Annotated in this window: 15 protein-coding genes; 6 read left to right on the top strand and 9 right to left on the bottom strand. The window is 72.6% G+C overall.

The window, feature by feature from the left end:
* Positions 1-95 precede the first annotated feature (95 nt).
* Positions 96-2,429, bottom strand: a complete 2,334-nt coding sequence (locus tag ACIBTX_RS23000) for a beta-L-arabinofuranosidase domain-containing protein (protein WP_357169648.1) — start codon at positions 2,427-2,429, stop codon at positions 96-98.
* Between the two features lie 321 nt (positions 2,430-2,750).
* Between ACIBTX_RS23000 and ACIBTX_RS22995 the strand changes: the two genes are divergently transcribed.
* Positions 2,751-3,800 (top strand): LD-carboxypeptidase, encoded by a 1,050-nt coding sequence (locus ACIBTX_RS22995; protein WP_357117873.1) that lies wholly within the window; start codon positions 2,751-2,753, stop codon positions 3,798-3,800.
* A gap of 151 nt (positions 3,801-3,951) precedes the next feature.
* On the opposite strand, the gene ACIBTX_RS22990 is transcribed toward ACIBTX_RS22995, so the two are convergent.
* The 6 genes from ACIBTX_RS22990 to ACIBTX_RS22965 form a co-directional block, all read right to left on the bottom strand.
* Positions 3,952-5,691 (bottom strand): IucA/IucC family protein, encoded by a 1,740-nt coding sequence (locus tag ACIBTX_RS22990; RefSeq protein WP_396833029.1) that lies wholly within the window; start codon positions 5,689-5,691, stop codon positions 3,952-3,954.
* A 101-nt stretch (positions 5,692-5,792) separates the two neighbouring features.
* Entirely contained in the window at positions 5,793-6,386 is a 594-nt protein-coding gene (locus tag ACIBTX_RS22985) for a GNAT family N-acetyltransferase (RefSeq protein WP_357117871.1), read from the bottom strand.
* Positions 6,383-7,660: a SidA/IucD/PvdA family monooxygenase gene (locus ACIBTX_RS22980; protein WP_357398752.1), complete on the bottom strand. Its 1,278-nt coding sequence runs from the start codon at positions 7,658-7,660 to the stop codon at positions 6,383-6,385. Before ACIBTX_RS22980 ends, ACIBTX_RS22985 begins: the two co-directional genes overlap by 4 nt.
* A gap of 25 nt (positions 7,661-7,685) precedes the next feature.
* On the bottom strand, positions 7,686-9,248 hold the full coding sequence (locus ACIBTX_RS22975; RefSeq protein ID WP_396832984.1) for a pyridoxal phosphate-dependent decarboxylase family protein: 1,563 nt from the start codon (positions 9,246-9,248) through the stop codon (positions 7,686-7,688).
* Between the two features lie 96 nt (positions 9,249-9,344).
* Entirely contained in the window at positions 9,345-10,202 is an 858-nt protein-coding gene (locus ACIBTX_RS22970; RefSeq protein ID WP_357169638.1) for a siderophore-interacting protein, read from the bottom strand.
* A 4-nt stretch (positions 10,203-10,206) separates the two neighbouring features.
* A complete protein-coding gene (locus tag ACIBTX_RS22965; protein WP_396832983.1) occupies positions 10,207-11,241 on the bottom strand; it encodes an ABC transporter substrate-binding protein in 1,035 nt (344 codons plus the stop codon).
* Positions 11,242-11,358: 117 nt separating this feature from the next.
* On the opposite strand from ACIBTX_RS22965, the gene ACIBTX_RS22960 reads away from it, so the two are divergent.
* The 5 genes from ACIBTX_RS22960 to ACIBTX_RS22940 are packed head-to-tail and all read left to right on the top strand — an operon-like array spanning position 11,359 to position 16,906.
* Positions 11,359-12,420: a FecCD family ABC transporter permease gene (locus ACIBTX_RS22960; protein ID WP_396833028.1), complete on the top strand. Its 1,062-nt coding sequence runs from the start codon at positions 11,359-11,361 to the stop codon at positions 12,418-12,420.
* The gene (locus tag ACIBTX_RS22955; RefSeq protein WP_396832982.1) at positions 12,417-13,448 is read left to right on the top strand and encodes a FecCD family ABC transporter permease; all 1,032 of its coding nucleotides are present in this window, start codon (positions 12,417-12,419) and stop codon (positions 13,446-13,448) included. Before ACIBTX_RS22960 ends, ACIBTX_RS22955 begins: the two co-directional genes overlap by 4 nt.
* 23 nt (positions 13,449-13,471) lie before the next feature.
* Positions 13,472-14,275, top strand: coding sequence for an ABC transporter ATP-binding protein (locus tag ACIBTX_RS22950; RefSeq protein WP_357117854.1), 804 nt, complete (start codon positions 13,472-13,474; stop codon positions 14,273-14,275).
* Positions 14,272-16,326: a penicillin acylase family protein gene (locus ACIBTX_RS22945; protein ID WP_396832981.1), complete on the top strand. Its 2,055-nt coding sequence runs from the start codon at positions 14,272-14,274 to the stop codon at positions 16,324-16,326. The genes ACIBTX_RS22950 and ACIBTX_RS22945 overlap by 4 nt, the downstream gene beginning before the upstream one ends.
* Positions 16,316-16,906, top strand: coding sequence for a GNAT family N-acetyltransferase (locus ACIBTX_RS22940; protein ID WP_357117848.1), 591 nt, complete (start codon positions 16,316-16,318; stop codon positions 16,904-16,906). The genes ACIBTX_RS22945 and ACIBTX_RS22940 overlap by 11 nt, the downstream gene beginning before the upstream one ends.
* 64 nt (positions 16,907-16,970) lie before the next feature.
* On the opposite strand, the gene ACIBTX_RS22935 is transcribed toward ACIBTX_RS22940, so the two are convergent.
* Together ACIBTX_RS22935 and ACIBTX_RS22930 are read right to left on the bottom strand one after the other, a co-directional pair.
* On the bottom strand, positions 16,971-20,183 hold the full coding sequence (locus ACIBTX_RS22935; protein ID WP_396832980.1) for a S8 family serine peptidase: 3,213 nt from the start codon (positions 20,181-20,183) through the stop codon (positions 16,971-16,973).
* Positions 20,165-20,683 carry a hypothetical protein gene (locus ACIBTX_RS22930; RefSeq protein WP_396832979.1) on the bottom strand — a complete coding sequence of 173 codons (519 nt, stop codon included), beginning with the start codon at positions 20,681-20,683 and terminating at the stop codon, positions 20,165-20,167. Before ACIBTX_RS22930 ends, ACIBTX_RS22935 begins: the two co-directional genes overlap by 19 nt.
* Between the last annotated feature and the right edge of the window lie 94 nt (positions 20,684-20,777).

The following is a 20,777-nucleotide window of genomic DNA, read 5'->3' as shown; positions in this document are numbered from 1 at the left end:
TCGCGGGTCGGGCCGAGACAGCACGAGGGGCGTGTGCCGAAGCCCCCGATTCGAGGGTTTCGACACACGCCCCGGCCAGGCCGAGCCTCGACGGTCTAGGCGTTGGCCACCAGCCGCCAGCGGTTGTCCGCGCTGCCGTTGTCCGAATCCTGCACCGCCTGCGCGCCCCGGGCGGTGGAGTTGTTCAGGATGCCGAGCAGCTTGCCGCTGTTGACGTTGCGGATCTTGTAGGTGCCGTCGCCGTTGTCGACGAGCGTCCACCGGTGGTCGGCGGTGCCGTTGTCCGACCACTGCAGGACGCGGGCGTTGTCGGCGGTGGACATGTTCTCCACACCGAGGACCTTGCCGCTGTTGACGTTGCGGAACCGGACGGCGTTGCCATCGGTGATCATGACCCAGTTGTGGTCGGCCGTGCCGCTGTCGTCCCACTGCAGGGCCAGCCCGCCGTCGGCGGTGGACATGTTCTGGATGCCGAGGACCATCCCGCTGCCCACGTTGACCAGCCGGTAACTGCCTCCGCCGCTGCTGCCGCTGGTGTTCCAGTACACCGTGTAGTTGAACCCGTGGGCGTCCTGGAACGGCCCGAGGTTGACGGTGGACCCGTTCGCGGTGGCCGTGAACGCGAGCGAGCTGGTGCTGGTCCGGGCGACCGACGAGACCACGAGCGACGGCAGCGAGTTGAGCGTGGTGTTGCCGTAGTTGCCGCAGAGCACGCTCGGGCCGTACGTGACGGCGGCGACGCTGGGATTGTCGTTGGCCGCCCGCATGACGACCCGCATGGGCAGTCGTACGGTGATGGTGTCGCCGGCGGCCCAGGTGCGGGTGACGGTGGCGTAGCTGCCCGGCGTCGTGGTGACCGACTCGGCCACCCCGTTGACGCTGATGGTCGCGCCGCTCGTCCACGCCGGGATGCGCACCCGGATGCTCCACGAGCCACTCATCGTGCCGGAGAGCGTGAGCGTGCTGGTGTCGCTCACCGGGTACGTGGTGCTCTGGGTGACCGTGATCCCCCGCTGCGACCAGTTCAGCTCGGACGGCACGAAGAGGTTCACCGTGAGCGTCGTGCCGCTGTAGAAGTAGACGGAGTCCATCAACTTCGTGTTGATCTCCAGGCCGGTGCCCTGGCAGCACCAGAACGAGTTGTAGTCGGTGCTCCAGGTGCCGCCACCCCACGCCGGGCCGACGCCCCGCCGCCCACCGGGCTTGAGCGGGGTGAAGTAGGTGATGTGGCCACGGCTGTCGGCCGGGTTCTGCGCGCCGAGCAGGTGGTTGATCATCGCGCGCTCGTAGAAGTCGAAGTAGTCGGTCCGGTTCGGATCGAGCAGCCACAGCTCCCGCGTCAGCTTGAGCATGTTGTAGGTATTGCACTGCTCGCAGGTGTCGTTGCTCAGGTAACCGGCGATGGCGTTCGGCGCGCGGAAGTGCTCGGCCTGGCTGTTGCCGCCGATGACGTAGGAGTGCGCGCCCACGGTGATGTTCCACGCGTTGCTGGCGATGTCCCGGTAGCGGGTGGTCCCGGTGGCCTTGAACTCGCGGGCCGCGCCGATCCACTTGGGCACCTGCGTGTTGGCGTGCAGACCGTTGAGCTGGTCCTGGTTGCTGGCCAGGGGGTTGAACACCGAGGCGTGGTCGAACCGCTGGGCCGTGGTGAGCCACCGGCTGTCACCGGTCATCTGGTAGATGTCCGTCAGCACGTCGTTCATGCCACCGAACTCGGTGCCGAGCATCGACTGCATCTGGCTGGAGCTGAGCCGGGACGTGCGGGTGTCGACCCAGCCGGCGAGGGCCAGCAGCACCGTACGGGCCTGGGTGTTGCCGGTGTAGCGCCAGACGTCGAGCAGGCCGGCGAGCGTCTTGTGGATGCAGTAGTACGGGACGTTTCCGTTGGACAGGGTCCGCGCCTCGAGCGCGGAGAAGTCCGACTCCGGGAAGCCGGAGAGGTAGCCCGCGCCGAACCCGGCCGCGCCGTTGTTCGCCTGGCACTTGGCCATCTCGGCGACCATGTAGTTCGCCTTGTCCCGGCAGGTGGTGTCGCCCAGCACCGCGTAGGCATAGGACCACGCGGTCAGGAAGTGCCCCTGCATGTGCGTACGGAACGGGAAGTTCGGCGCGTCCCACCCACCGTTGGTGGCGGCGCCGTTGGTGGACAGCCGGTGGTTGGCGCGGAAGTTGTAGAGCATCCGGTCAACGTCGACGAAGCGCAGATAGTTCAGGGTGCGGTTCTGGTTGTCCAGCCAACGGCCGCTGGTCAGTCGTACCTGACCGGGGTCGAAGGCGTAGGCCGCGACGCCGATGTCCGCGCGCGCTGGCGGGACCACCGCGGCGGCGGCGGGGCCGGCGCCCAGCGTCGCGGCGCCGGTCGCGGAGACCACGGCGGTGGCGCCGGCGGCCTGCAGAACGCGCCGTCGGCTGAGGGGCAGGGACGACATGGGACCTCCAAATGAGCGCTACCGGCGATGGGACGGCAACCGGGCGGGACGGGCTCGGCGGGATGCAGGGGTCCGAACGTTAGCGTTCACATCCGTGTTCGGCATGTTACGGCCGGACTACGCACAAATTCAAGGTTCTAACTATTACGGCTCCCTGTGCACCACGCCTGAGCTGGCAGATCAGGAGCGGCGACACGGGTGCGGTAGGGGTCTTCACCTCGTGTTATCGATAACACCGGTGGATCTCTGCACGGTGCGGCCACCGTCGGCGCGCACCGAAACGGGGTGCGCGGCGACCGGTGCCGCTGGTGGAATCTCGGAATGAAGCACGATCTTGTACGTCCACCGAAGGCACGCCCGGGTGACCGGATCGCGGTCCTGTCGCCGTCCTTCGCCGCCGCGGGCGCCTTTCCCGAGATCCACGAGCAGGCCATGCGCCGGCTCGCCGACGTGACCGGCCTCGTCCCGGTCGAGTACCCCACCACCCGCACGGTCGGCGCGAGCGCACAGGCCCGCGCGGCGGACGTCAACGCCGCCTTCGCCGATCCTCGGGTACGCGCGATCCTGGCCGTCGTCGGCGGCGACGACCAGATCACCGTCGTCCCCCACCTGGACGCCGACCTGGCCCGCGCCGACCCGAAGCCGTTCCTGGGCACCAGCGACAACACCAACCTGCACCAGTGGCTCTGGGGGCTCGGCATCGCGAGCTTCTACGGCGGGTCGTCCCAGGTGCACCTCGGACCCGGTCCCGCCGTGGACGACATCCACGCCCGCTCGCTGCGCGCCGCGCTGCTCACCGGCGAGCGGTTGGAGATCACCGACCCGGGCGAGTCCGAGGATGTCGGGGTTCCCTGGGACGATTCGCGGGCGTTGCAGTCGTTCGGGGAACGCGAGCCGACCGAGCCGTGGACCTGGCACGGGCCGCGCCGCACCGTCACCGGCCCCACCTGGGGTGGCTGCCTGGAGGTCCTGCAGTGGCTCCTCACGGCGGGGCGTTTCCCGTTCGGACCGGAGGTGCTGCGCGGCGGCGTGCTGATCATCGAGACGTCGGAGGAGCTGCTCCCCGCGCGCGAGGTCGGTTGGATCGTCCGCTCGCTGGGGGAACGCGGTCTCCTGGCCGCCGCCGACGCGGTCCTGGTCGCCCGTCCCCCGGTCTCCGACCTGGACCGCCGGCCCGACGCGCAGGAGCGGGCACGGCTACGCGAGCAGCAGCGCGACACGGTCGTGGACCAGATACACCGCTACAACCCCGAGGCGGTGGTCTGCGTCGGCGTGCCGTTCGGCCACACCAGACCGCAGTGGATCCTCCCGCACGGCGGCCCGGTAACCGTCGACGGTGCGCAACGCCGGATCTACGCCGACTACCGGTAGGCGAGGGGTCAGCCGATCCGGAGACCGTCACGTACGGGTACGACGCGTGGTTGCCGTGCCCGGCGGGGAATGATCACTTGATGCTGACCAGTTCCAGGAGGGGCCGGACAACTGGTCAGCATCAAGTGATCGCGATGAAGACGGAGTGGCGTCAGCGGGCCGGGGCGTGGGCGGCCAGTGGATTGGTGAGGGTGCCGACGAACTGCAGGGCGGCCGACGGATCGGCCAGGTCGATCATCTGCTGGTTGTCGCGGAGCTGAAGGCGGTTGAGGCAGGACAGCGCGAACTCGGGAGCGAACAGGTCGTAGTGGCGGACCCGCTCGGCCAGGTGCGGCACCCGCGCGAAGTAGTCGGCGGCGCAGGCCGCGACCGTGCCCCAGAAGGCGTCCTCGGTGAGCACCCCGGCCTCGACGAGGACGGCGTTGAGGTGGCGCAGGAAGCAGTCGACCACGTCGGTGAAGATGGTCAGCAACTTGGTGTCGTCGGGCACCTCGACCCGGATGCGCTCCACCTCGGCCGGCAGCTCGACGTCGGCGCTCAGCACCGCGATCTCCTCGGCGATGTCCTTGAAGATCACCCGCTGGACGGTGTGCCGCTCGTCGAGGACCAGGATGACGTTCTCGCCGTGCGGCATGAAGGCCAGGTCGTGGGCGTAGAAGCTGTGCAGCAGCGGGGTCAGGTAGGCGTCCAGGTAGCGGCGTAGCCACACCTCGGGCGCCAGGCCGGACCGGTCGATCAGCGCCGCCGCCAGCGAGCCGCCGCCGTCGTCGACGTGCAGCAGCGCGGCCATCGTGGACAGTCGCTCCCCCGGGGCCAGACCCGGCACCGGGCTCTCCCGCCACAGGGCGGCGAGCATCTTGCGGTACGGGGAGGTCCGTTCGGTGGCCGCCTCGTACTGCCGGTGGCGGTAGCCGACCGCCGCCCGCTCCCGGATGACCGTCAGGCCCGTGCCGGCCAACACCTCGTCGGCGGCGATCAGATCGGCCAGCCAGTCGTTGATGGCCGGCGTGGCGGCCATGTACGCGGCCGACAGCCCGCGCATGAAGCCCATGTTCAGCACCGACAGCGCCGTCTTGACGTAGTGCCGGCCCGGATCGGTGACGTTGAAGAAGGTACGGATGGACTGCTGCGCGAGGTACGAGTCGGGGCCGGGGCCGAGGTGCACGAGCCGGCGTTCGGCCAACTCCCCCGCGAACGTCACCGCCAGCTTGTTCCACCACTGCCAGGGGTGCGCCGGGATGAGGTGGTAGTCGGCGAGGTCGAGCCCGAGGTCAGCCATCGTGGCGGCGAACCGCGCCCGGGTCGCAGCGTCCAACTCGCCGGAGATGAGCGCGTCGTAGTCGAGGTCGGCGGCGCTGCTGAACGTCGAGTGGTCCCGGTGCGCGGCCAGCCACTCCAGGCTTACCGGCGTGCTGGCTTCCGGGGCGTAGCGGTGGTACTCGTCGACGCCGAAGCCGAGCCGGCCGTTGTTGGCCACGAAGCAGGGGTGACCCTCGGTCATGGACGTCTCGATGGTCTGGAAGTCCGCGCCGGCCAGCTCGGCGGCGCCCGGCGCACCCTGGGCCAGCTTGTACGCCGTACCGGCCAGGGTGGAGGTGATCTCTTCCAGGTAGACGGGCAGCACCCGAGCGGAGAGCCCGAGAGTGCCGCGCAGCTCGACGATCAGGTCCACCGCGTCGGGTGGCAGCGACGTGCCGTCGCGGTGCCGGGTGATGCTGTCCGCGTCGATCTGCCAGTGGGCCAGGGCGAGCACCCGGGCGGCGAACCGGTAGGTGATGAGGTCGTCGTCGCTGCGGACCTCGTACCACTGCCGGTCGTCGGGGCCCGGCACGGGCGTCGGGGTGAGCAGCCGCTCGTGGGTGAACTCGGCGAGCGCCTTGCGGACCAGCATCCGGTTGGCCCGCGCCCAGCGCTGCGGGGTGAGGTGCGCGACCGGGTCGCCCGGGGTGGCCGGGCCGGTGACGGTCGGCGAGGTGGGGACGGCGGTGGTGGTCACGCCGGGGCTCCTTCTGCTGGGGTGGCGGTAGCCCGCTCGGTGGCGGCCTGGAACTGGGCGCGGGTGCAGACGCTGAGCAGCGCCTCTTTTTCCGGCTTGGTGATCGGGCCGACGACCTCGAATCCGACGGCGGCGTTCAGCGCGTGCACGGCCGTGTTGCGCACGTCCGGCTCGACCACCACGCGCACGGTCGCCGGGTCGGCGAAGAGCCAGGCCAGGACGGTACGGATCACCGCGCGGGTGAAGCCGTGCACCGGCGTGCCGGCGGGTGCGCACAGGAAGTGCATCCCCACGTCGCCGGGTTGGTGGTCGTACCGGCCGACCAGCTCCACGTGCGCCGGGTCGTAGCGTTCGGCCAGGAACGCCGGGCTCCCCCGCCACAGGCCCAGGTACGCGTCGTGGTGCGGGTGGGCGGCGATGCGCCGGTACTCCTCGACGACCTGGGCCTCGTCGGTGTCCTGCATCAACCAGAACGCCGACTTCGGGTGGGTCACCCAGCCGTGCAGGACCCCGGCGTCGCCCTCTGGGTCGAGGCGACGCAGGGCGAAGTTCCCGAGCCGCTCGTCGGCGCGGCTGAAGACCACGCTCACGACACCACCCCGAACTCCTGGAAGGTGATGCTCTTCTCGATCGGGTAGTGCTCGCGGCCGAGCAGCTCGCGGATGATCCAGGAGTTGCGGTACGCGCCCATGCCCAGGTCGGGTGAGGTGATGCTGTGCGTGTGGGTGCCCGCGTTCTGCAGGAAGATGCCCCGCCCGTCGTGGTCGATGCTGTAGTTGCGGGCCACGTCGAAGCGGCCGTGCGCGTCCCAGCGGATGCGCTCGCGCACCGGTTCGAGGAACGTCGGGACCCGGTAGTGGTAGCCGGTGGCCAGGACCAGACCCTCGGTGCGCAGGGTGAAGTCCCGCTCCTGCTCCACCTGCCGCAACCCGAGCGTGTACTCCCCGTCGTGGTGGGTGGCGTCGACCAGCTCGGTGTTGGTGATCAGCCGGGTGTTCACCGGACCGTCGACGCTGTGCGCGTAGAGCAGGTCGAAGATGTCGTTGATCAGGTCGGCGTTGATTCCCTTGAACAGCCCCTTCTGCGCCGATTCCAGCCGGTAGCGGGTCTCCTCGGGCAGCGCGTGGAAGTAGTCCACGTAGTCCGGTGAGGTCATCTCCAACGTCAGCTTGGTGTATTCGAGGGGGAAGAACCGCGGCGAGCGGGTGACCCAGTTGAGCTGGTAGCCGTACCGGCCGATGTCGCCGAGGAGGTCGTGGTAGATCTCGGCGGCGCTCTGCCCGCTGCCCACCACGGTGATGCTGCGCCTGGTCCGCAGCGCGTCCCGGTGCTCCAGGTAGCGCGAGTTGTGCACGGCGTCCCCGGGCAGCCCGGCGACGGCGGCCGGCAGGTGCGGCGGCGTGCCGGTGCCGAGCACCAGGTGCCGCGCCCGGTACTCGACGCTCTCGGACCCGCCGGTGGTGGCCCGCACCACGTACCGCCCGTCGGCGCTGTCGTACTCCACGGTGGTCACCGTCTGACCGAAGCGCAGGTTCGGCAGTTTCGCCGCCGCCCACCGGCAGTACGCGTCGTACTCGCTGCGCAGCGGGTAGAAGCTCTCCCGGATGTAGAACGGGTAGAGCCGGCCGATCTCCTTGAGGTAGTTGAGGAACGAGTACGGGGAGGTCGGATCGGCGAGGCTGACCAGGTCGGCGATGAACGGGGTCTGCAACCGGGCCGACTCCAGCAGCATGCCGGGGTGCCAGGCGAGGCTGGGTCGAGCCTCCAGGAACACCCCGTCCAGCTCGTCGATCGGCGCGGTGAGACAGGCCAGGCCCAGGTTGTACGGGCCCAGCCCGATGGCGACGAAGTCGTGGGTGGACATCTTCTTCTCCAGGCGGGGTTCGGGGTCAGCCGACGGGGCAGGTCAGGTCGGCGGCGACGGTGTCGCGCACGTACCGCCCGGCGTGGCCGGCGATCAGTTCGAGCACCTGGCCGACGTCGTCGACGGTCGTGGCCGGGTTCAGCAGCGTGAACTTGAGAAAGTGCCGGCCGTCCACCCGGGTGCCGGCGACCACGGCGAGGCCGGAGGCGGCCAGCGCCTCCCGGGCGTACAGGTTGGCGGCGTCGGCCAGCTCCCGGCCCGGACCGGTGGGCAGGTAACGGAAGACCACGGTGCTCAACTGCGAGCGGGTCACCACCTCGAAGCGGGGGTCCTCGCTGACGAGCTGCCAGGCGTCGGCCGCGGCGTCGACCACCTCGTCGAAGAGTTCGCCGAGCGCGTCCGGGCCCATCACCCGCAGGGTCAGCCACAGCTTCAGCGCGTCGAAGCGGCGGGTGGTCTGCAGGCTCTTGTCGACCTGGTTCGGAATCCGCTGCTCCACCATGCGCGCCGGGTTGAGGTAGTCGGCGTGGTAGGTGACGTGCCCCAGCGCCCGCCGGTCCCGGACCAGCAGCGCGCTGGAGCTGACCGGCTGGAAGAACGACTTGTGGTAGTCGACGGTCACCGAGTCGGCCCGTTCGATGCCGTCGAGCAGGTGCCGGCGCGTCGGCGAGACGAGCAGACCGCAGCCGTACGCGGCGTCGATGTGCAGCCAGACGCCGGTCTCCGCGCAGACCTCCGCCAGGTCCGCGAGCGGGTCGATGGAGCCGAAGTCGGTGGTGCCGGCGGTCCCGACGACGGCCATCGGGACCAGTCCGGCCGCCCGGCACCGGGCGATCTCCTCGCGGACGGCGGCGGGCCGGACGCGTCGCCGCGCGTCGGTGGGCACCGCGATCACCCCGTCCGGGGCGAGGCCGAGGAGCTTGGCGGACTTCTGGACGCTGAAGTGCCCGGCGACCGAGGTGAGCACGCGCAGGCGGGGCAGCAGGTCCAGGCGTGCCGCCGGGGTGGTCGCGGCGAGGCACGCCTCCTCCCGGGCCAGCAGCAGCGCCTGGAGGTTGGACTGGCTGCCTCCGCTGGTGAACACTCCGTCGGCGTCCGGACCGAGACCGATCCGGGCGGCGGTCCAGTCGATCAACCGTCGCTCGATGAGCGTCGCGCCGGCGCTCTGGTCCCAGGTGTCCAGGGAGGAGTTGACCGCGCTGAGCACCGCCTCGCCGAGCAGCGCCGGGATGACCACCGGGCAGTTGAGGTGGGCCAGGTAGCGCGGGTGGTGGAACCAGACGGCGTCGCGCAGGTAGACGTCCTCCAGCTCGTCCAGCGCCGCGCCGGCGTCGCCCAGGGGCCGGTCCAGGTCGACGCTGTCGACGAGGGGCGCCAGCTCGCCCGGAGCGATTCCGGTGGTGGGCCGGTCCACCGTGGCGACCCGCCGGGCGACCCGGTCGACGCCGTCGGCGATCGCGCGCCGGTACTGCTCGACCGACCCGTCGTGCAACAGGTGGGCGCGGGCCCCGGCGGGCGCTGTGGCCGGTGGTAGAGCGGCCGGTGCGCTGCGCGGGTCGGTCTCGCCGGGGTACGTCGGCACGGTCACGGGATGTCCTTCCACGTTCTGACGATGGGCAGCCGGAACCCTCCCCCGACGCGTGCGCGCGCCGGGGGCCGTGCTGCGTTCTGGTGGGACTGCTGGTCAGGCGGTGGCGCCGGCCAGCGCCTCGGCGCGCAGGTCCTCCTCGGAGAGCCCGCGCCGCCAGTAGCCGGCGAAGGTCACCCGTCGACGGTCGAAGCCGCGCTCGCCGACCAGGTGCCGCCGCAGCGCCCGTACCACGCCGGACTCGCCGGCGATCCAGGCGTACGGCGCGACGGCCGGAAGTCGGGTGGCGCGCAGCGCGCTGACCAGCAGATCGCTGCCGGGTGCGGTGCTGCCGCGCACGATCCAGCGGATCTCGGCGTCGGCGTCGGTGGGCAGCTCGGTGATGTCCGCCGCGTCCGGGACCTCGATCCAGGCGCGGACCCGGGTGCCGGCGGGCAGCCACGCCAGGATCCCGGCGGTGGCCGGCAGCGCGGTCTCGTCGGCGGCCAGCACCACGAGGTCGGTGTCGTCCGGTGGCCGGAAGCAGACGCTGCGGTTGTCGTACACCGCCGGGCCGAGCAGCAGCACCCGGTCACCGGCCACCGCCAGGCTGGCCCACCGCGAGGCGGGACCGGTGCCGCCGTGGCCGACGAAGTCGATGTCCACCTCGCCGACCGCCGGGCGGTGCTCCCGGATGGTGTACGAACGCATGACCGCGCGGACGTCCGGCGGGAGGGCCCGCCAGGCGCCGAACCAGTCCTCGCCGCGCTCGACCGGGACGACCGGGGCGTCCTGACCCGGGTGCGGCAGGAACAGCGAGACGCTCTGGTCCCGGCCGCCGCCGGCGAAGTCGACCAGCTCCGCGCCGCCGAAGGTGACCCGGATCAGCGAGGCCCCCACCTGACGGGCCCGCACGACGTGCGCGGCGAAGAAGCGGTACTGCAGGGCGACGGGTGCGACGGTGCTCGTACTCATGGCGTCAGCCGACCTTCTTCGCGTTCCGGATGGCGGTGGCGAGGTTCTCCAGCAGCGGCGCTGAGCCGGCGTACGAGAAGCGGGGGACCGCGTCCCACGGCGTCACCTGGTTGGCCCGCACGGCGGGCAGCTGTGTCCAGGTCGGCTTGGCGGCGAGGTCCTTGGGCTGCAACGCGGTGCTGCGGTTGTCGAGCAGAATCAGGTCGGCGGGGAACTTGCCGGCGTTCTCCCAGCTCAGCGCCTCGAAGTAGTCGCCGGCTTCGAGCTTGGTCGGCACCACGATGTCGACGCCCAGCTCGGCGAAGTACATGAGGTCGGTGCTGACCTTGGGGTTGGAGACGTAGAACAGGTCGGGGCTGCCCGAGCAGGCCATCACCCGGATGCCCGGGTTGGCCTTGACCGCCTGGCGGACGGCGTCGGCGGCGGCGTCGAAGCGGGCCTTCGCGTCGGTGACCTTCTTGGCGGACAGGTCGGCGCCGAGCGACTCTGCCAACGCGGCGTACCGCTCCATCGGCTTGGTCATCGGCACCCGCGCGGTGGTGATCGCCACGCTCGGCGCGAGCGGGAGGATCTTGTCCTTGCTCTCGTCCGGCACGTACCAGAGGGCGTCGGGGTCGTACATGTGCGTGACCAGCAGCTCGGGGCGCAGGGCCGCGTACTTCTCCAGGCTGAACTCGCCCCAGGTGTTGCCCAGGATCTCCACGGCCTCGACGTTCAGGTCACCGGCCTGGGGGTCCTTCGTGCCGTCGGCGCGCTTGGTCTCGCCGAACACGCCGACGACCTGCTTGTCGAGACCGAAATCGACCAGGGCCGCCGCCACGCCGGTAAAGGCCACCACACGCGCCGGACGGGCCGCCACCTCGACCTTCTTGGCGCGGTCGTCGGTGAACGACCAGGGGCCGGCGGTGTTGTCGCTGCCCGCAGGCTTGGCGGAATCGTCCTTGCCGCAGCCGGCGAGCAGCGCGGCCAGCGTGGCGGCGCCGCCAGCGGCCAGCAGGCCACGACGGGAGAGGCGACGGGCGGACAGTGCATCGGGCATGGTGTCGTCTTTCGATCAAAGGATGGCCGGGGTCGACCGGGACAGCGGGGTTAGGTTAGCCTAACCTCGCTTGTTGTCAACAGCGGTTCGCCGTGTCGCCACACCCCGGAGCCCACACTGGACGCCACACCCACCGTCACCAGCCCGACACCATCAGTGCCGGACGTGTCGACGGCCCCCGCACCGAAGCGACGCCGGGCGACCCGCGCCGCCGGCCTGCTCGCCGCCGTGGCACTGCTCGGCGTGATCCTGGTGCTCAGCATCGCGGTCGGCGCGAAGTCGCTGCCGCTCGCCGACGTCTGGTCCGGGCTGCTGCACCGCGACGCCACCGAGTACGCCGTGGTGCACCGGATGCGCCTGCCCCGCACCCTGCTCGGACTGCTCGCCGGCACGGCGCTCGGCGTGGCCGGCGCCGTGATGCAGGCGCTCACCCGCAACCCCCTCGCCGACCCAGGGCTGCTCGGCATCAACGCCGGAGCGTCCGCCGCCGTGGCCACCGCCGCCGCTTTCCTGGGCGTCACGGCGATCGGCGGGTACGTCTGGTTCGCGCTGCTCGGCGCGGCCCTGGTCACCGCGCTGGTCTACGCCGTCGGCGGCGGGCGGGGCGCCACCCCGGCCCGGCTCGCGCTGGCCGGCGCGGCGCTCAACGCCACCCTCTACTCGTTCGTGAGCGCGGTCATGCTGCTGGACACCGCCTCGCTGGACCGGCTGCGGTTCTGGACGGTCGGCTCGCTGGCCAGCGCCGATGCCGCGACGGTGGCCCGGGTGACGCCGTTCATCCTGGTCGGCCTGCTGGTCGCCCTCGGGGCTGCCCGTCCGCTGAACGCCCTCGCGCTCGGCGACGACGCGGCCCGGGCGCTGGGCGCCCGACCGGCCGTGATCCGGGCCGCCGTGATCGTCGCGGTCACCCTGCTCTGCGGCGCGGCGACCGCCGCCTGCGGTCCCATCGTCTTCGTCGGCCTGCTCGTGCCGCACCTGGTACGCGCGCTGACCGGGCCCGACCTGCGCTGGCTGCTGCCGTACTGCGCGGTGCTCGCGCCGGTCCTGCTGCTCGGCGCCGACGTGCTGGGCCGGGTGCTCGGCCGCCCCGGTGAACTCCAGGTCGGCATGGTCACCGCCGTGCTGGGCGGCCCGCTGTTCCTCTGGCTGGTCAGCCGCTCACGGTTGGTGGCCCCGTGAGCGCGGTCATTCGTACCCCCGGTGGGTTGTCGGTGCGGTTCCGCCCCCGCGCCCTGGCGGTCGGTCTCGGCGCGACGCTGCTCGCCGCCGGGCTCTCGCTGGTCGCGATGGGCAGCGGCGACTACCCGATGGGCCCGACCGACGTGCTGCGCGCCCTGACCGGCGGCGGCAGCGTGGCGGAGCAGTTCATAGTGACCGAGCTGCGCCTGCCCCGGCTGGTCACGGCCCTGCTGGTCGGCGCCGCGCTGGCGCTGGGCGGCACGCTGTTCCAGTCGCTGGTCCGCAACCCGCTGGGCAGCCCGGACATCCTGGGCTTCACCCAGGGCGCGTCGACCGGCGCGCTGGTGGTGGTCGTCCTGGGCGGCGGCAGCCTGGCCCTGGCCGGGGCGGCGGCCGGCGGCGGGCTCGCCACCGGCCTGCTGATCTACGCGCTCGCGTGGCGGCGGGGCGTGCACGGCTACCGCCTCGTCCTGGTCGGCATCGGCGTCGCGGCGATCCTCACCGGCGTGAACGGGTACCTGCTGACCCGCGCTCCGCTGATGGACGCCGCCCGCGCGGTGCTGTGGCTCACCGGCAGCCTGGACGGGCGGGGTTGGGCCAACGCCGGGCCGCTGTTGGCCGTCACCGCCGTGCTCACGCCGCTGGTGCTCGTCGGCTGCGCGCCGGCGCTGCGGATGATGGAACTCGGCGACGACACGGCCAGCGCGCTCGGCGTGCCGGTACGGCGGACGCGCCTGATGCTGCTCGCCGCGGCGGTGCTGCTCGTGTCGTTCGCGGCGGCGGCGGCCGGCCCGGTGTCGTTCGTGGCGCTCGTCGCGCCGCACGTCGCCAAGCGGCTGACCCGCGCGCCCGGGCCGAACCTGCTGCCCTCGATGGCGGTCGGCGCGGCCCTGCTGGTCGGCGCCGATCTGGTGGCCCAGCGGGCGTTCGCCGGGCATCAGCTTCCGGTCGGCGTGGTGACCGGTGTGCTCGGCGGCGGCTACCTGGTCTGGCTGCTGGCCGTCGAACGCCGGGCGGGCCGGCTGTGACCAACTGTGAACAAGGAGCACCCATGACCTCCCGTCTTGGCGGCAGCGCGCTGACCCTCGCCTACGACCGGCGCACCATCTCCGAGAACCTCACCGTGGCGGTGCCCGACGGGTCGTTCACGGTGATCATCGGGCCGAACGCGTGCGGCAAGTCGACGCTGCTGCGCGCGCTGTCGCGGATGCTGCGCCCGAGCGCGGGCACGGTGCTGCTGGACGGTCGGGACATCCACGACCAGCCCGCCCGCAAGGTCGCCCGGACCCTCGGCCTGCTGCCACAGACGTCGATCGCGCCGGACGGGATCGGCGTCGCCGAACTGGTCGCCCGGGGGCGCTACCCGCACCAGGGGCTGCTGCGGCAGTGGTCGCGTGAGGACGAGCGGATCGTCGACGAGTCGATGGCCGCGACCGGGGTCGCCGACCTCGCCGACCGGCCGGTGGACGAGCTGTCCGGCGGCCAACGGCAGCGCGTCTGGATCGCGATGGCGCTGGCGCAGCAGACGCCGCTGCTGCTGCTCGACGAGCCGACGACCTACCTCGACATCGCCCACCAGATCGACATCCTGGACCTGTGCGCCCGGCTGCATGAGGAGCAGGGCCGTACGCTGGTCGCGGTGCTACACGACCTCAACCACGCCGCCCGGTACGCCACCCACCTCATCGCCATGCGCGACGGTCGGGTGGTGGCCGCCGGCGACCCGCGCGAGGTGGTGACCGCCGACCTGGTGGCCGAGGTGTTCGGGCTGCCCTGCCGGGTGATCGACGACCCGGAGACCGGCACCCCGCTGGTCGTACCGGCCGCCCGCCGACGCACGGCCGAACCGGCATGACGGCACGACGGTTCCGCGACCCGTGGGGCGTGCCGCACGTCCGCGCCGACGACCCGCTCGCTCTCGCGGCGGCGCAGGGTCGGGTGACCGCGTACGACCGGGCGTGGCAGATCGAGGTCGAGCGGCACCGGTCGCAGGGCACCAGCGCCGCCTTCCTCGGCGTCGACGCGCTCGGTTGGGACCGGTTCGCCCGGCAGGTCCGGCTGGACGACACCGCCCGCCGTTGTCACGCCAACCTGGACGCGGCGACCGCCGAGTGGGTGGGCGCGTACGTGGCCGGGGTGAACGTCGGCCTCGCCGCCGGGGCGGCCCGCGCGCCGGAGTTCGCCGCCGTCGGGCTCGCCCCGGGCCGGTGGGAGCCGTGGACGCCGCTCGCGGTGTGGCTGGGGCATCACATCCTGTTCGCGGGGTTCCCGGGCAAGCTCTGGCGCGAGCACGTCGCGCGGTGTCTCGGCCCGGCCGCGGTCGAGGCGTTCAACACCGACGGGCCGGCGATCGCGGGCAGCAACGGGTGGTTGCTCGCCGGTTCCCGCACGGCCAGCGGCGCGGCGCTGCTGGCCGGCGACCCGCACCGGATCCTCGAGGACCCGGGCGTCTACCAGCAGATCCGGCTGGCCTGCCCGGAGTACGACGTGGTCGGCCTGGCCGTGCCCGGTGTGCCGGGCATCGCACACTTCGGCCACGCCGGCCCGGTGGCCTGGGCCATCACCAACGCGATGGCCGACTACCAGGACGTCTACGTCGAGCGGCTGCGCCGGCACGACACGGGTGTACGGGCGCTCGGCCCGGACGGCTGGCGGGAGGCGTCCGTCCACGTGGAGACGATCGAGGTGGCCGGCGCGGACCCGGTCGACGTGGAGGTGGTGGAGACCGACCGGGGCCCGGTGATCGCCGGCGGACCGGACGACGACACGGCGCTGAGCCTGCGCTATCCGCCCCGGGTCAGCGGCGAGCTGGGCTTCGCGGCGATACCGGAGCTGCTGCGGGCCAGTAGCGTGTCCGACGTGGACACCGCCCTGCGGCACTGGGTGGAGCCGGTCAACGTGGTGCAGGCGGCCGACACCGCCGGTGGCCTGCTGCACCGGGTCGCCGGTGCGGTGCCCGTGCGGCACCCGGACAACGGCCGCCGGCCGGTCCCGGCGTGGGAGACGGCGTACGCCTGGCAGGGCTGGTACGCGCCGATGCCTCGGGCCGAGGTGGCCGACCGGGCGGTGATGGCCAACGAACGCGGGCTGTCCGCGCCGCTCGGCGTCGAGTTCGCCGCACCGCACCGCGCGCGCCGGATCGCCGACCTGCTCGACGCCGGCCGCGACTTTACCGCCGTAGACATGACGGCGATCCACACCGACACGTACCTCGGTTCCGCCGGGGCGCTGCTGGGGGTGCTCGACGCTCTGACCGGGCTCGGTCCGGCCGCCGCCGCCCTGCGCGATCGGCTGCTGCGCTGGGACCGGCGGATGCACGCCGACAGCGTCGACGCCGCCGACTTCGCTCTCCTGCGCGCCGCCGTCGTACGCCGGATCGCCGACCACCCGGCGCTGGCCGCGCTGGCCGAGCCGCCCGCGTACCCCGAGGTGTTCGCGCCCTGGTTGGCGCTGAGGGCGCGGGTCGGTTACGCGCTGGAGCATTTGCTCGACGCGGCCCCGCTGCCCGGCGTGGACGTCGCGGCGGTGGTGCGCGCGGCGGCTGAGGAGGTCGCGGCCGCGACGGACGGCACGGTGCGCTGGGGTGACCTGCACCGGCTGACGGCCTGGCGGGCGCTGCCCGACCCGGACGCCGCGCCCGGCCCCCGCCTCGACGGCGACCACGACTGCGTGCTGGCCACGTCGAGCGTGCCCGGGGTCACCCACGGATGCTTCCGGGGGCCGGCCGCGCGGTACGTCTGGGACCTGGGCCGGCGCCAGGACAGCCGGTGGATTGTCCCGTCCGGCGTCAGCGGAGTGCCGGGCGACGAGCACCACCACGACCAGCGGTCCGCGTGGCTGGCCGGTGAGCTGCTGCCGGTGACGACCGACTGGGACCGCCTCACCGAGGAGCCGGATGAGCACTGACCGACAGCACCACCGACGCGACGTCCCCGGATTCGGTGTGGTCACCATCCGGCCGGTACGCCCCGACGACGACGCCGACCTGCTGCACGGTTGGGTCACGATGGACCGGGCCCGGTTCTGGGGGATGCGCGACGCCAGCCGCGAGCGGGTGCGGGAGATCTACGCGTACCTGGATTCGCTGACCACCCACCACGCGTACCTGGTGCACCGCGACGGCGTGCCGGCGGCGCTGGCGCAGACGTACGAGCCCGGGGCCGACCCGGTCGGCGACTGCTACGAGGTACGTCCCGGCGACGTGGGCGTCCACCTGCTCATCGGGCCCCCGGTGAGCGCCGAGCCCGGTTTCACCGGCGCGCTGTTCGGGACGATCCTGAACTTCGTCTTCGCCGACCCGGGGCGGCTGCGGGTCGTCATGGAGCCGGACGTGCGCAACGACCGGATGCTCCGGCGGCTGCGGCGCAGCGGGTTCCGCGCCGGCCCGGTGATCGAGCTGCCGGAGAAGCAGGCGCGGCTGCACTTCCTCGACCGGCCCGAGCGCGTCGGCCTCGCCAACGGCCGAGCCCACGACGACGCCGGCTGAGCCCACCACGGCGACGGCCGCCGGTCGGGATGCGCGCGCACCCCGACCGGCGGCCGGTCCGGCACTACCGCAGGCCGAACGCCCGCGTGATGCTCTGGCTCACGGTGTTGCCGGCCGTGTCCCGTGCGGTCGTCCGCAGGCTCACGAAACTGGCCTTCGCCGGCGCGTCCAGCGCGGCGCTCCAGCCGTCACCGTGCCGGGTGAGCCGCGGCTTCTGCCACGTCCTGCCGTCGTCGTAGGACACCTCGACGGTGACCGGACCCACCGTCGCCGAGACGCCGGCCAGGTGGGAAGCGACCACGGTGAGCGGCGCCCGCCGGGACGCCGTGCCGTCGCGGTCGATGGCCACCTGGTAGTCGAGCTGGATCATCGGCAACACCTCGGCCGACTCCGCGCCGGTGGCCGCCGAGCTGAAGCCCCACTCGGTGCGGGTCTGCCGGGAGTACGGGTTGGTCCAGGCCGCCCGGTCGTTCTCCACCACCAGGCGGTACGGCAGCCGCTGCGCGGACAGGCCGCCCACCTGGAGGTACTCGGCGTTACCCCAGTTCAGCTCCTTGTCCCCCTGGTAGAGGGTGGTCCGGTTGACCATGTCGAAGTTGGCGTACGCCTCACCGACGTGCCCGCCGCCGTCGCCCCACCCGGGCGCGGGCAGGTAGACGATGTCCAGGTAGCGCACGGGAACGTAGCTCCCACCCATGCGGGGGCGCTGGATGGGCCCGAACCAGGTGACCGTGCTCGGCTTGTTCGCCGCGTAGGTGGCCACCGCCATCGGGTGCTGCCCGGTCTCCCCGGGGATGAACGCGTCGTCGAGCCAGCGCTGGTCGGCGCTCACCCAGTCGGTGCGTCGGCCCTGCGCCGGTGCGATCTCCTGGTTGCCGGACGCGAAGCCCTTCCAGATGTCGTTGCGGAACTCCAGCGCCCGGCCCTGCCGGTAGTTGCGGAACTCCACGTCCACCCGGGCCAGTTGCCGCTTCGTGAACCGGTAGGTCGGGTCGACCGGCACCGCGCCGCTCCAGTGGTGGACCACGTCGTACAGGTAGGTCGTCTCCGGGTGCGACTCGACGGTCAGCCGCACCGGGCCGCGCTCCAACGCCGCGACGAGTTGGTCACCCTCGTCGGCGGTGAGGGTCGCCACGGTCAGCGGGGCCGGGATCTCCGGGCTCCACAACGACTCGTCCCACGGCTGGAGCCGGCCGACGCCGTCGTTGACCACCAGCAGCAACTTCGCCCCGGCCGCCGCGGCGGCCTGCGCCTGGGTGGCGACGTCCACGGTGTCACTGCGCCGGACCACCACCGCCCGGTCCCGGACCGGCCGCTTCGCCAGCCCGGCCGCCGACGCGTCGGCGACGTAGACCGCGTCGAGCTGGCGACGACCCGCCGGCAACGCCGGGGTCGAGCGCTTCACCAGCAGATCGTCGTACGACCGGCCGCCGGCCGCCACGGTCAGCGCCGGCTGTTCCAGCCGCCACCGCGCGCCGAACTCGAACTCGCCGTCGGTGACCGCCCGGCCCGTCGGCAACGCCCACATGCTGTCGTACGAGTCGTCGGGCAGCACCTGACTCTCGGTGAGGCTGTTGCCGGTGGACCGGTGGATGTCCATCCGCAGCGAGGTGGCGGTGGCCTCCTGCGGCACCTCGGCCCGCACCTGCCGGGCCTTGCGCGCGTCGAGGACGACGGTGCGGTCGGCGCTCAGGTCGACGTCGACGAAGCTGAGCATCGCCATGCCCTTGGAGCGCGGCCCGTGCACACCGCGCACGTCGGCGGTGATCCAACCGGACCAGCTCGCCACCGGCAGCCGCAGCGTCGCGGTGCCGCTCTCGGGCAGGTCGACGGCGGTGAACAGGCCATCGGTGGTGAGCAGGACCTTGCCGGCGAGCGGCTTGCCGTCCCGGTCCTTCGCGACCAGCGTCAGGTTCTGCCGCTGACCCTCCCGGCTCGCCCCGATCAGGGTGCGACCGCGGACCGTACCGGCGGCGTCGGTGGCGACAATCATGCCGCTGACCTGCTTCTCGACCGGAAGCTTGTCGTACGCGGCGGTGAGGGTGACGGTGGCGGTGCCGTTCGCGGGCACGGTCACCGTGTCGGCGGCGAGGGCGAAGAGACCGGGCGGGGCGCTCGGCGCGTCGAGGGCGAGCTTCAGGGTGACCGGCGCGGCGCCGACGTTGGTGTAGGTGACCGTCCGGTCGACCGTCGTACCCGGCTGCTGCGGCCAGGCCTGGAAGCCGGAGTAGGCGCTCGGGGTGGCGAAGACGGTGGCGTGTACGGCGGCGACCGCGTCCACCCGCCCGGCACCGGCCTGGTACGGGGTGTAGTCCGGGGTGGCCTTGACGGTGCTGACCAGCGCCTCCTTGATGCGCTGCCCGGTCCAGTCGGGGTGCGCGGCGGCGACCAGCGCGGCCGTGCCGGCCACGTGCGGAGTCGCCATCGAGGTGCCGCTCATCAGCGTGTAGTCCCCGGAGCCGCCGCGCACCAGGTGCGAGCGCGCGGCCAGGATGTCCACGCCGGGTGCGGTGATCTCGGGTTTGAGGCCGCCGTCGCCGGCGCGCGGGCCCTGGCTGGAGAAGTCGGCGAGGTGGTCGGTCGAGTCGACGGCGCCCACGGTGAGCGCGGAGTTCGCCGCGCCGGGGCTGCCGATGCTCGCCGGGCCGCTGTTGCCGGCGGCGACCACGAAGAGCGCGCCGGTCTCGGCGCTGAGCCGGTCGACGGCCTGGCTCAGCGGGTCGCTGCCGTCGGTGGACTCACCACCCAGGCTCATGCTGATGATCCGGGCCTTCTGCTCCCGGGCCGCCCACTCCATGCCGGCGATGATCCACGAGTCCTGCCCGCCGCCCTCGCTGTTGAGCACCTTGCCGACGTGCAGCCGCGCGCCGGGGGCGACACCCCGCTCGACGCCCCCGGACGCGGCGCCGGTGCCGGCGATCGTCGAGGCGGTGTGCGTGCCGTGTCCCTGGTAGTCGAGGATGTCGGGCTCGTCCGGCACGAAACTGCTGGACGCGGCGATCTGGCCGGCGAGGTCCGGGTGCTCGGCGTCCGCCCCCGTGTCGAGGACGGCGACGTCCACACCGGCGGCGGTGTTGCCCTCGGCCCACAGCTTCGGCGCGCCGATCTGCGCGGTCGACTCGGCGAGGTCTCCCCGGACCCGGCCGTCCAGCCAGACCTTGGCGATGCCGCTCGCGAGCGTCGGGGTTCCGCCGGTCCGGCGGGCCGGGTCGGCGGTCAGCGCGCCCCAGAACTTCTCGGCGCTCTCGCGCGGGCGGGTCAGCGCCGCGCCCCGCACGCTGTCCAGGGCCGCACCAGCTCGGAGCCGTCCACAGTGGGGCGGGTACGGGCGCGGGCCGCGGCGTCGGTCAGGGTGACGATCAGCGGCAGCGCGTTCGTGTGCGCGTCGTCGTACCCGTCGGCGATCAGATCCGTGACGTTGAACAGCCGCTTGTCGACCAGGCCGCTCGTGACGTACGGCAGCGCGGCGTCCGGGTAGACGTAGGTGTCGCCGTCCAGCACGGTGCGGTGGAAGGTCGGCGTGCTGCCGTCGGGCCGGCGAACGGCCGTGACGGTGCTGCCGTCGGCCGCCGTGGTGACCGTGACGAGGTCCCCGGTGATCAGGGTGACGGTGGACGCCCGACCCGGGGCCGCGGGCGGTTGGCCGGTCGGGCGGGTGGGATTGCCGGGCGGGGCGGCGGACGCCCCCGTGCCGGGTGGGGTGAACCCGGCGGTCAGAGCGAGGGCGGTACCGAGGGCGATCAGCCCGGATCGGCGACGCCTGGGAGACAGAGCCACGATGACCTCTTTGTGTCGAGGAGCGGTACGCAGCACAGCATCAAGGCAACGCCCCGCTGTCCCACCCCGCCGACCCCCGGCGCGTTCACGCCAT

The organism is Micromonospora sp. NPDC049359 (genome assembly GCF_044466585.1).
Classification (GTDB): Bacteria; Actinomycetota; Actinomycetes; order Mycobacteriales; family Micromonosporaceae; genus Micromonospora.
The sequence above is the reverse complement of the archived record's forward strand: the minus strand, read 5'-3'. Positions and strand labels throughout refer to the sequence as shown.